This is a genomic window from Martelella mediterranea DSM 17316, assembly GCF_002043005.1.
Classification (GTDB): Bacteria; Pseudomonadota; Alphaproteobacteria; order Rhizobiales; family Rhizobiaceae; genus Martelella; species Martelella mediterranea.
The window spans coordinates 761572-773264 of record NZ_CP020330.1; the positions used below are offsets into that span (position 1 = coordinate 761572).

Annotated in this window: 11 protein-coding genes; 4 read left to right on the top strand and 7 right to left on the bottom strand. The window is 64.2% G+C overall.

Annotated features, from left to right (window positions below):
- Positions 1 to 400: 400 nt before the first annotated feature.
- Positions 401 to 1339 carry an IS110 family RNA-guided transposase gene (locus Mame_RS03465; RefSeq protein ID WP_079920685.1) on the top strand — a complete coding sequence of 313 codons (939 nt, stop codon included), beginning with the start codon at positions 401 to 403 and terminating at the stop codon, positions 1337 to 1339.
- 127 nt (positions 1340 to 1466) lie between these two features.
- Here the strand turns inward: Mame_RS03465 and derI are convergent, their stop codons facing one another.
- The 3 genes from derI to Mame_RS03480 are packed head-to-tail and all read right to left on the bottom strand — an operon-like array spanning position 1467 to position 3495.
- Positions 1467 to 1931: a D-erythrulose-4-phosphate isomerase gene (gene derI, locus Mame_RS03470; protein ID WP_018067716.1), complete on the bottom strand. Its 465-nt coding sequence runs from the start codon at positions 1929 to 1931 to the stop codon at positions 1467 to 1469.
- Between the two features lie 28 nt (positions 1932 to 1959).
- Positions 1960 to 2724 (bottom strand): triose-phosphate isomerase, encoded by a 765-nt coding sequence (locus Mame_RS03475; RefSeq protein ID WP_018067717.1) that lies wholly within the window; start codon positions 2722 to 2724, stop codon positions 1960 to 1962.
- A gap of 3 nt (positions 2725 to 2727) precedes the next feature.
- Positions 2728 to 3495: a DeoR/GlpR family DNA-binding transcription regulator gene (locus tag Mame_RS03480; protein ID WP_018067718.1), complete on the bottom strand. Its 768-nt coding sequence runs from the start codon at positions 3493 to 3495 to the stop codon at positions 2728 to 2730.
- A gap of 232 nt (positions 3496 to 3727) precedes the next feature.
- On the opposite strand from Mame_RS03480, the gene Mame_RS03485 reads away from it, so the two are divergent.
- Entirely contained in the window at positions 3728 to 5308 is a 1581-nt protein-coding gene (locus Mame_RS03485) for a GMC family oxidoreductase (RefSeq protein WP_018067719.1), read from the top strand.
- Positions 5309 to 5589: 281 nt separating this feature from the next.
- Positions 5590 to 6600, top strand: a complete 1011-nt coding sequence (locus tag Mame_RS03490; protein WP_018067720.1) for a LacI family DNA-binding transcriptional regulator — start codon at positions 5590 to 5592, stop codon at positions 6598 to 6600.
- A gap of 263 nt (positions 6601 to 6863) precedes the next feature.
- Here the strand turns inward: Mame_RS03490 and ispG are convergent, their stop codons facing one another.
- From ispG to Mame_RS03510, 4 genes are all read right to left on the bottom strand, one after another.
- Positions 6864 to 8120 carry a flavodoxin-dependent (E)-4-hydroxy-3-methylbut-2-enyl-diphosphate synthase gene (gene ispG, locus Mame_RS03495; RefSeq protein ID WP_026173974.1) on the bottom strand — a complete coding sequence of 419 codons (1257 nt, stop codon included), beginning with the start codon at positions 8118 to 8120 and terminating at the stop codon, positions 6864 to 6866.
- Positions 8121 to 8173: 53 nt separating this feature from the next.
- Positions 8174 to 9352 (bottom strand): MFS transporter, encoded by a 1179-nt coding sequence (locus tag Mame_RS03500; protein WP_018067722.1) that lies wholly within the window; start codon positions 9350 to 9352, stop codon positions 8174 to 8176.
- Positions 9349 to 10134 (bottom strand): DeoR/GlpR family DNA-binding transcription regulator, encoded by a 786-nt coding sequence (locus Mame_RS03505; RefSeq protein ID WP_018067723.1) that lies wholly within the window; start codon positions 10132 to 10134, stop codon positions 9349 to 9351. The genes Mame_RS03500 and Mame_RS03505 overlap by 4 nt, the downstream gene beginning before the upstream one ends.
- A gap of 98 nt (positions 10135 to 10232) precedes the next feature.
- A complete protein-coding gene (locus Mame_RS03510; protein ID WP_018067724.1) occupies positions 10233 to 10715 on the bottom strand; it encodes a MarR family winged helix-turn-helix transcriptional regulator in 483 nt (160 codons plus the stop codon).
- Positions 10716 to 10793: 78 nt separating this feature from the next.
- Here Mame_RS03510 and Mame_RS03515 point away from each other — a divergent pair, with 78 nt between their 5' ends.
- Entirely contained in the window at positions 10794 to 11675 is an 882-nt protein-coding gene (locus tag Mame_RS03515) for an EamA family transporter (protein ID WP_018067725.1), read from the top strand.
- Positions 11676 to 11693: the final 18 nt, after the last annotated feature.

Sequence of the window (11693 nt, forward strand, 5' to 3'; positions counted from 1 at the left end):
CGGCCCTGGCGACTGTTCGGGTTCGATGGAACGGCGGATGGAACCCCTCGCTCTCCCACGGGCTTGGTGTCCCGGATGCCGTTCGGCTTTCCATCCGCCACCGCGGGTGAAACAATATCACACGCAGCCGAATTCAAGTTACAAGATGTCGCGAAAGCGACAGTGAGGGGGGAGACCATCCTCGCGATCGCCCTCGCGGACTGAAAAGCTGCTTCACCCTTGTAACTTCGAATCCGCTGCTTGTGGTATAGAGCAGGTTGCGGTGGCGGACGGGAGACCGGTCACCCTGAGGGACACCAAGCCCGTGAGTGAGCAAGGGTCCTCGTCCGCCGTTCCATCGAACCCGAACAGTCGCTTGGGCCGCTCGAAGCGAAGCCCGCTTAAGCAAGGATGGGATCGGATGGACGCTCTTAACATCGGTATCGACGTCTCCAGGGATCGTCTGGATGTCGCCGCCAACACGTCTTCGATGGCCCCTTTTCATGTCCCGCGCGATCATGACGGGCTGGAGGACCTGATCGCGCGGCTGAAGCCGCTCGGGGCCGCACGGATCGCCATTGAGGCCACCGGCGGCTTCGAAACCGTGGTCGCGGCGGCGCTGGCTTCGGCCGGACTGCCGGTTGTCATCGTCAATCCGGCGCAGGTGCGGGCCTTTGCCCAGGCGCTCGGCAAGAGGGCCAAGACCGATCCGATCGATGCAGCCGTGATCGCCCGTTTCGCCGAGGCCACAAGGCCCGCCCTGCGGCCGCTGCCGGACGCCGAAACCCAGGCCCTGGGTGATCTCGTCGCTCGCCGGCGGCAGATCATCGCCATGATCGGCGCGGAAAACCAACGCCTGAAGCGATCGTCTCAGCGCACGGCCAAGAGCATCAACCGGCTCCTCAAGGCGCTGCAGAAGGAACTCACCGACATCGATCAGGACATTGACGACAGCATTCGCCGATCGCCCCATTGGCGGGCCAAGGTCGAGCTCATGAAGTCTGTCCCCGGTATCGGTGACCAGATCGCCCGCACCCTGATCGCCGAACTGCCGGAACTCGGTACGCTCGACCGACGTCAGATCGCCGCTCTCGTCGGTCTGGCTCCATGGACGCGTCAGTCCGGCCAATGGCGCGGAAGGAGCTTCATCGGCGGAGGACGCGCCGGCGTCAGAACGGCGCTCTACATGGGAGCCCTCGTTGCAGCGCATCACAATCCAAGCCTCAGGGCGTTCAGGGATCGTCTGGTCGCTCATGGAAAACCTAAACTCGTGGCCATCATCGCAGTCGCACGAAAACTCATCACCATCCTCAACGCAATCCTCCGGGACAATCATCCATGGCGCGAACAAAACGCTTGACCAGAAAGACAGTCGCTCACTCCCCCTTTCGGGGGTATCTCTCCCGCAAGCGGGAGAGAATATTGGGAGCACGCCGCAAGGACTGTGCGAATCGCTGCGCCGTCAGGGGCGCGTCGCCCGCTGGAGATCAGCCCTTCGCGTTATACTTCGCGTCCAGATCGTTGATCGCTTGGACATTGCCGGCGGAGCGGCCGTTGGGGTCGAACTCGCAGGCCAGATAGGCGTCGGCGATCGACTTGGCGAGTTCGGTTCCGATCACGCGCGCGCCCATGGTGATGACCTGGGCGTTGTTGGAGAGTGCTGCACGTTCCGCCGAATAGGTGTCGTGGGTCTGGGCGGCGCGGATGCCGGGGACCTTGTTGGCCGAGATCGCGACGCCGATACCCGTGCCGCAGCAGAGGATCGCCCGGTCATAGGTGCCGTCCAGAATGCCGGCGGTGACCCGGTCGGACAGGTTGGCGTAATATTCGTTGCCATTGTCGGGCGGGGTGCTGAGTTCGGAAACGGTGAACCCTTCGCGGCCGGCCAGATGCTCGGCGATGACCTTGGCGAGCGGCGCGCCTGCGCTGTCTCCTGCGACTGCAATTTTCATGGTATTTTCCTTTCGAGAGAATATTGGTTCAGATGACCTTCGCGACCCGCTCCAGAATGTCGAGATAGCCCTCGACATGCCAGGCAGAACGGCCGATGAACAGCCCGTCGACATGGTCGCAGGCGATCATTTCGGCGCAGTTTCCGGGGTTGACGCTGCCGCCGTAAAGGCACGGCAGTTCGCGGCCGGTCACAAGCCGCGTGGTGTCGATGATCTTGGCCTGCCGCGCTTCGGCATAATCGGGCGTGGCCGGATGTCCGCGCTCACCGATCGCCCAGACCGGCTCATAGGCGAAGATGATCTCGGCCTGTTTCTGCTGATCGTCAAGCCGCGAAAGCGCGGCTTCGACCTGGGCATGCAGCACATCATCGGCCCGGCCGGCATCCTTTTCCGCCTCGGTCTCGCCGATGCAGATCAGCGGGATCATGCCGTGGCGCACGGCCGCCTCGGTCTTCAGCCCGACAGTCTCGTCGGTCTCGCCGAAATTGGCGCGCCGTTCCGAATGGCCGAGCTCGACGATATCCATGCCGCAATCGGCAAGCATCACCGGGGAGATCTCGCCGGTCCACGCGCCGTGATCGTTCCAGTGCATGTTCTGCGCGCCGACCAGAACATCGGCATCCGAAAGCCGCGCCTTGACCTCGCGGATGGCGGTGAAGGGCGGAATGACGAAGCGCTGGATGCGGTCGTCGGCCTTGGCGACGGCGAGCGCATCGGCATAGGCGACGGCCTCGGACAGTGTCTTGTTCATCTTCCAGCTGGTTCCGACAAAGAACCGGTCAAACCGTGCCATCGCTCACTCTTCCTCTGCGAAATACAATTCTATGCCCTGGCTTGTGAGCTCCGCGGCCTGTTCTTGCGGCAGGGCGCGGCTGGTCACCACGCCGGCGAAAGCATCGAGGTCCGCCAGCCGGTGCAGGGCGGTGCGGCCGAACTTGTTGTGGTCGGCCATCAGATAGGATTTCTGCGCGACTGCCATCATCGCGCGCTTGACCTGCAGCACCTCCTGATCCTGGTGGCAGGCGATGCGGCCGTGGATCGAGGAACTGGTGATCAGCGCGATATCGGCGCGCAGGTCGGCAAGCGTGGCGGTTGTGATCACGCCGAAGAAGCCGTTGAATTTCTTTGAAAAATCGCCGCCAAGCGCGATCAGGCTAATGCCGCCCTGCCCCGAAAGCCCATTGATGATCGAAAGATTGTTGGTGATCACCGTCAACGGTCGTTTCTCGATCAGGAACGGGATCACCGCTTCCGACGTCGAGCCGTCATCGACCATCACGCTCATGCCCGGCTCGATGAAATCGGCGGCGCGCCGCGCGATCGCGCTTTTCAGCGCCGGCGCCATCTTCGCGCGGTAGCGATAATCGCTTTCGAACTGGCCGCTCGCCTCGATCGTCGCCCCGCCGCGCACCTTGCGCAGCAGGCCCTCGGCTTCGAGATCGTCCAGATCGCGGTGGATCGTCATCTTCGAAACGGCGAAGCGCGCCGCCAGATCGTCAAGCGAAACCGTGCCTTCCTCGACCAGCAGATCAACAATATCCCGACGGCGGTCATCAAGCTTCAACGGACGGCCCCTCGCATCTCATGAGCGGTGACTAACATCGCGATCTCTCATAATCAATCATTGTGAAGATAATATGTTATCTTTTAATGTGATTTTGCAAGAGCCGTCCAGTTGGGTGCGCAGGTGCGTTATTCACGGCAGTTCGAGAGCCATCGATCATCCCCGCCTGCGCGCGGAATTTATTTGGAACGTTCCTAAACATGTGCTAGATCGCCCTCGGGAGGATCATTGCATGGTCTATGATTTCATCATTGTTGGCGGCGGTTCGGCCGGGTGCGTGCTCGCAGCAAGGCTTTCCGAGAACCCGGAGGTTAAGGTTCTGCTGCTGGAAGCGGGCGGCGGGGACCGGCATCCGTTTTATACGCTGCCGGCCGGATTCGCCAAGATGACCAAGGGCATCGGCAGCTGGGGCTGGCACACCGTGCCGCAGCGGCATATGAACGACATGTCGATCCGCTTCACCCAGGCCAAGGTGATCGGCGGCGGCTCGACCATCAACGCCCAGATCTATACCCGCGGCAACCGGCTCGATTACGACGAATGGCGGCAAATGGGCTGCACAGGCTGGGGCTATGACGATGTGCTGCCGTTCTTCAAGAAGGCCGAGGACAACGACACCTACGACAACGACTATCACGGCAAGGGCGGGCCCCTTGGCGTTTCGAAGCCTTCGGCGCCGCTGCCGATCTGCGAAGCCTATTTCCGCGCGGCCGGCGAACTCGGCATACCCTTCAACCCGGACATGACCGGCGAGAAGCAGGACGGCGTCGGCTATTATCAGTTGACCCAGAAGCATGCGCGACGCTCCTCCGCCTCCAAGGCCTATCTCGGCCCGGCGCGCCATCGCGCAAACCTCACCATCCGCACCGGCGTCGAGACCCGCCGCATCCGGATCGAGAACGGCCGGGCGACCGGCGTGGAAACCGCCGCCGGCGAGGTGCTGACGGCGGGCCGCGAGGTGCTGCTGTCATCGGGCGCGATCGGCTCGCCGCGTCTGCTGATGCTCTCCGGCATCGGTCCGGCCGCTCATCTGCGCGCGGCCGGCATCGAGACGGTCTTCAACCATCCGGAGGTTGGCGAGAACCTGCAGGATCATCTTGATCTCTTCACCATTCTCGAATGCGCCGGCGATTTCACCTACGATAAATATGCCCGCCCCTTCTGGTCGGCGGTGGCCGGCCTGCAATATGTGCTGACCCGCAAGGGCCCTGTCGCCTCCAGCCTGTTCGAAACCGGCGGCTTCTGGTATGCGGAACAGGATGCGCGCTCGCCGGATATCCAGTTCCATCTGGGCCTCGGCTCCGGCATCGAGGCGGGCGTGGAGAAGATGATCAATCCCGGCGTCACGCTGAATTCCGCCTATCTCCGCCCCCGCTCGCGCGGTTCGGTGCGGCTGAAATCGGCCAATCCCGCCGATGCGCCGCTGATCGACCCGAATTACTGGGCCGATCCCCATGACCGGGACATGTCGATCCGCGGGCTGAAGCTGGCGCAGGAGATCATGCATCAGGACGCGCTGAAACCGTTCATCAAGCGCGAGATGCTGCCGGGGCCGGCGGTGAAGACGGATGACGATTATTTCGCCTATGCCTGCCGCCACGCCAAGACCGACCACCACCCCGCCGGCACCTGCCGCATGGGCGCGGACGAGCGCGCCGTGGTCGATCCCGAGCTGAAATTCAACGGCATCAACGGCCTGCGCGTCGCCGATGCCTCGATCATGCCGACTCTGATTTCCTCCAACACCAACGCCGCCGCCATCATGATCGGCGAAAAGGCCGCCGACATGATTGCGCGCGAGCATGGGTTGTGAGGGCTTGCGGAGAATACGGAAAGGCGTCATGACGGGCTAAAGCCAGTCAATGGCTACCGTCTTTCATGGCCTTTCCTTTCGGGAAGCCTTGCCGCCACCAATCTCCCCCCTTGAGGGGGAGATGTCGCGAAAGCGACAGAGAGGGGTAAAGGGCATAAGCAGCAAGCGCTGTGCTCTCGGAGAGGGTTCACCCCTCTCTGCCCCTGTCGGGGCATCTCTCCCTCAAGGGGAGAGATTACTTGTGGCGGGACGGAAGCCGATTGCGACAAAGGGAACAGGAAGTGGCGAAACGACCGACGATCATCGATGTGGCCCATCATGCGGGTGTGTCCAAATCGACGGTATCGCTCGTGCTGCAGAATTCGCCGCTGGTGAAGAAGGCAACCCGGACCCGCGTCGAGGAATCGATGCAGGCGCTGAACTATGTCTATAACCGCACCGCCGCCAACCTGCGCGGGGCGGAGGCCGGGCTGATCGGCCTCGTCATCAACGACCTGCGCAACCCGTTCTTCGCCGAGTTCGCGGCGAGCGCCCAGATGACCTTCGCCGAGCATGGCTTCGCCACCGTGATCGCCAATACCGACGAGGATATCGACATCCAGGCGCAGGTGATCGCCTCCATGGTGGAACACGGCGTGTCCGCGCTGATCATTTCGCCGGCCTATGGCGATGAGGGCGCGGTGTTCGAGCGGATCGGCCGCGCCGGACTGCCGGCGCTGCAGGTGCTGCGCATGGCATCTGCCGATACCGCCCGCTTTCCCTTCGCCTCGCTCGATTACGAGGCCGGAAGCCTCGAGGCGGCGCGCCATCTCGTCGAGAGCGGCGCGCAGAAGATCGCCTTCGTCGGCGGCCTGCCGGACCGGGCGGTAACGCAGGAGCGCATGGCGGGCTACCGCGCCGTTCTCGGCGATCGCCAGCCCATAACCCTCCTTGGCCGCCCGACCCGCGCCTTCGGCCGCGAGGCCGCGCTGAGGCTTTCCGCCGACCGTCAGGGCATCGATGCCGTGCTCTGCTTCAACGATCTGGTGGCGCTCGGCATGATGGCGGGCTTTGCCGAAGCCGGCATCGCCGTCGGCCGCGATATCGCGCTGATCGGCTTCGACGACATCGAGGAATGCGCCCTCGCCTTTCCCAAACTCTCCTCCGTCCATTGTGATATCGGCGCCTTCGGCCGCGATGCGGCTGCCACCATGCTCGCCTGGCTGGAAACCGGCGAGCGCCCGCCGGAACGGCATCTGTCGCCGGTGACGCTGATGGTGCGGGAGACGAGTGGGAGGAAGGTGATTCCGTAGACAGAACCTCGCCGCCCACCATCTGCCCTTGAGAGAAATCAATGGCCTTGGGGCTTGCACCCAATACTCTCTCCCGCTGGCGGGAGAGATGCCCCGAAAGGGGCAGTGAGGGTGGCGCAGCATTTCATGTCGTGAGGGCGTTCGCGGTGACAGACTCCCCCCTCACTGTCGCTGTCGCGACATCTCTCCCCTCTGGGGCGAGAAGGTTTGCGGGCTGTGCGGCCAGGCCAAGACGCGTATTTTAAGGCCCGCAGATAACCTCGCTATTCAGCCGCCTGCTTGCCCGCGCCGAAGCGCTGCTCGATATAATCGGCGACCATCGCCTCGAAATCGGCGGCGATGTTGGGGCCGCGCAGCGTCTTCGCCTTCTTGCCGTCCACGAAGACGGGGGCGGCGGGGGTCTCGCCGGTGCCCGGCAGCGAGATGCCGATATCGGCATGCTTGCTTTCGCCCGGACCGTTGACGATGCAGCCCATCACCGCGACGTTGAGCGCCTCGACACCTGGATATTTCTCGCGCCAGACCGGCATGTTCTTGCGCAGATCCGACTGGATCTTGGAGGCGAGTTCCTGGAATACGGTCGAGGTGGTGCGGCCGCAGCCGGGACAGGCGGCGACCACCGGCACGAACTGGCGGAAGCCCATGACCTGCAGCAGTTCCTGCGCTACCTGCACCTCGCGGGTGCGGTCACCGCCGGGCTCCGGCGTCAGCGACACGCGGATGGTGTCGCCGATGCCGTGCTGCAGCACATAGCCCATGGAGGCGGAAGACGCGACGATGCCCTTGGTGCCCATGCCGGCCTCGGTGAGGCCGAGATGAAGGGCGTGGTCCGAGCGTTCGGCAATCATCGAATAAACCGCGATCAGGTCCTGCACCTGGCTGACCTTGGCCGAGAGGATGATGCGGTTCCTCGGCAGGCCGATCTCCTCGGCAAGCTCGGCGGACAGCAGCGCCGACTGGACGATCGCCTCGCGGGTGACGTCGCGCGCCGAAAGCGGCGAGCCGGCGTCGGCATTCTCGTCCATCAGCCGGGTCAGCAGTTCCTGGTCGAGCGAGCCCCAGTTAACGCCGATCCGGACCGGCTTGTCGTAGCGGATCGCCATCTCGATGATATCGGCGAACTGCTTGTCGCGCTTGTCCTTGAAGCCGACATTGCCGGGATTGATGCGGTATTTGGCCAGCGCCTCGGCGCAGGCCGGGTGATCGGCCAGCAGCTTGTGGCCGATATAGTGAAAATCGCCGACGAGCGGCACGTCGAGGCCGAGATGTTCCAGCCGGTCGCGGATCTTCGGCACGGCGGCCGCCGCCTCGTCACGGTCAACGGTGATGCGCACCAGTTCGGACCCGGCCTTGGAGAGGGCGGCGACCTGGGCCACCGTCGCGTCGATATCGGCGGTGTCGGTATTGGTCATCGACTGGACCACCACCGGCGCGCCGCCGCCGACGATCACGCCGCCGACATCGACGGCCACGGAAGCGCGGCGCGGCAGCGGGTCGTAATTCGGACGGGCGAGCGACATGGTCTTCTCCGGATATTCCATTGCCCTTCAGGTGGTACAATGCCGCGCGCTTGTCAACTCTCGCGCTCGCGCTCGGCATAGCGCGCCAAGGGCGCCATGAAGAACACGATGACATGCAGCAATGACAGGCCGGTGAAGATCGGCGCGAAGCCGATATGCTCGGCGATGAAGCCGATCAGCGACGGCGCTGCCAGAATGCCGGAATAGCCGAGCATTGTGGTGACCGAAAGGCCGATGCCGGGCTGCAGCCCCGGCAAATTGCCCGCCGCCGAAAACGCCACCGGCACAAGGTTGGAAATCCCCGCCCCCGTGATCGCAAAACCGATGATGACCACCGCCATGTTGGGCGCAAGCCCCGCGCAGAGCAGGCCGGCAACCGAGGCGGCGGAACAGAAGCGCACCGTGTTGACCGCGCCGAAGCGATCGCGCACATGGTCGCCGGCAAAGCGCATGATCGTCATGGTGAGCTGGAACGCGGCATAGCCGAAACCGGAGGCGAACAGGGTGATGCCGAGTTCGTCGCGCAGATAGACTGCGCTCCAGTCCAGCACCGCGCCTTCCGGGATCATCGAAAACAGCGCCATGATGCCGATCAGCCAGGGCAGCGGCGACCGCGGCAGGCGAACCTTCTGCCGCCTGACGCTCTCCTCCGGGGCGTCGCCCAGAATCTTCGGAAAGGCGATCGCAAGCAGGAGGATCGCGATGACGGTGACGGCCAGCGCGTGGCCGAGCGGGCCGATGACCGAGAGCAACAGACCGCCAAGGCCTGCGCCCAGCAACCCGCCCAGGCTCCAAAACGCATGGCAGGACGACATGATCGCCCGGCCCTCGGCCTTTTCCACCGCCACGGCGTTGCCGTTCATCGCCACATCCATCGCCGCCATCAGCCCACCGAAGATGAACAGCGCAAGCACGGATAGCGGGATGGTGCCGACCAACGTCAGCAGCAGCAAAGTCGGCGTGAAGATCACCGCCGCGATCTTGACGGTCTGGGCGGAACCGAGTTTCGCGATCAGCACCCCGGTGAACGGCATCGCCAGGATCGAGCCGATGCCGAAGGTCAGGATCATCAGACCGAGTTCGCTTTCGGACAGGCCGAGACGGTCGGCAAAGACCGGAATTTTCGGCGCCCAGGAACCCATCACGAAGCCGTTCATCAGGAACAGCAGCGAGGTCGCAAGCCGCGGCTTCGACATGTAGCGCGGGCGCGGCGCGATGGTGGACATGGTCATCTGGCGGCTGTTCCGTGTGTCGTTTCAATCAGGTTCACGCCGGCCTGCAGCAGCGCGGCGCGGCTTTCGGGCTTCAGGCCCGGGCTTGTGACAAGGCCATCCAGCGCTTCCAGCGCGATCACGCTGCAGGGCGCGCGGGTTTCAAGCTTGTCGGCGGTCACCGCGGTGATCACCCGGCGCGCATGGAGCGCGATCTCGCGCTTGAACAGCGCGTCGTCATAGTGAAAGCAGGTCAGCCCCGCCTCGATATCGAGGCCGCAGGCGCCGATCAGGCAGAGATCGAAGTGGAAGCGCTCAAGCTCGGCGATTGCCTTGGCTCCGATCGCGCCACCGACCTCGGGGTGGATCATGCCGCCGATCATGATCACCGTCTGGCTTTCGCGCCCATCGAAGACGGTCGCGATCGCCGGCGCATTGGTGACGACCGTTACCACGCGATCCTCGGGGAGCGCGCGGGCGGCGGCGATATTGGTGCTGGAGGCGTCGAAAAACACCGTCATGCCGTCTTCGATCTGGGCGGCCAGCATCCGCCCAAGCATCTCCTTCTCGCCGGCATCGCGGCTCTTGCGGTGGCCAAGCGTTCCGCGGGCCGGTGCCACAGGAAGGGCCCCGCCATAGACCCGCTCGCACAGGCCACGGGCGGCGAGATCGCGCAGATCGCGCCGGATCGTGTCTTCCGAAACCTTGAATTCAGCCGCCAGATCGGCGGCCAGCACCCGCCCCGATGCCTTGAGGCGTCCGAGGATGATATCCTGCCGCTCGCGAATGAGATAATCGTTCATGGGTCAATCCAAATCGTGCAGAAACGTGCATAATATGGATTAAACGTGCGCGCAAGGAGAAACGAAGAGAGTGCGATTTTCCCCGAAATCAAAGAGCCCTACTCGAATGCCGCCAGCCACCGGGCCAGGAGGGTGTCGAGCGCCGCGCGCTCGGCCGGGTCGAGCGCGGCAATCAGCTTCTGCTGGTTTTCGACATGGGCGGTCACGGCCTCGTCGATCAGCGAGAAGCCCTTGTCGGTGAGCGCCACGGAGAAGCCGCGCCCGTCTTCCGGGTTGCGGCGGCGGGCGATGAAGCCGGCGGCTTCCAGCCGGTCGAGGCGGTTGGTCATGGTGCCCGAGGTCACCATCGTCCGGTCCATCAATGCCGAGGGCGAAAGGGCATAGGGTGGGCCGGAACGCCTGAGCGTTGCCAGCACGTCGAAGCTGGCGGCATTCAGCCCGTAGTGGGCGAAAACCGTTTCCAGGTTGCGCGCGAGATGCACCTGCAGCCGCTTCAGCCGGCCCATGACGCCCATGGGCATGGCGTCGAGGTCCGGGCGCTCGGCCTGCCACTCGGCCAGAATACTGTCGACATGATCCATGGCCAAAGCCTGTCGGAAAAATATCTTGACGTCAAGTTAATTCCAGATAGTTTGACGTCGAGATAAATGGAGGCGTGTATGCCCAAACCATCCGATTTCCTGCTGACCGCGCTGGCGCCGGCCATCTGGGGCACGACCTATATCGTCACCACCCAGTTGCTGCCGGACGGATATCCGCTTACCGTCAGCCTGCTGCGCGCCCTGCCGGCGGGTCTCATCCTGCTCTTGCTTGTCCGGCAATGGCCGAAGCCCGAATGGCTGCCGAAGCTCTTCATCCTCGGGTTTTTGAATTTCACCCTGTTCTGGGGCCTGCTGTTCGTGGCCGCCTACCGCCTGCCGGGCGGGGTGGCCGCGACGCTCGGCGCGACGCAGCCGCTGATCGTGCTGTTCCTGGCGCGGGGTCTCATCGGCGCGCCGATCCGACCGCTGGCCGTTGTCGCCGCGCTCGGCGGGCTTGTCGGCGTGGCCATGCTGCTTCTGTCATCGACGATCACGCTCGATCCGATCGGCATTGCCGCCGCATTCGGCGGCGCGCTGTCGATGGCGCTCGGCACCGTGCTTACCCGTCGGTGGCAGTTCCCTGTCGCGCCGCTGACGCTGACCGCCTGGCAATTGACCACGGGCGGTCTTGTGCTGCTGCCGCTGGCGCTTGCCATCGAGCCGGGCTTTCCGATGCCGGACGCCAGGGCCGTGGCGGGCCTCGTCTGGCTGGGCCTGATCGGCGCGGCGCTGACCTATTTCTTCTGGTTTCGGGGAATCGCCAGGATCGGACCGGGACCGGCGGCGCTGCTCGGCTTCCTGAGCCCGCTCAGCGCCGTTCTGCTCGGCTGGATATTCCTCGGACAGGCGCTGTCGCCGTTACAGGTCGCCGGCGCCGTTCTGGTCCTTGCCAGCCTCTGGATCGGCCGTTCCACCAGCCGCACCGCAGCACCCGCAAGCAAAAAAATCCCGGCCGAGTGACCGGGATCTCGGGCTGCT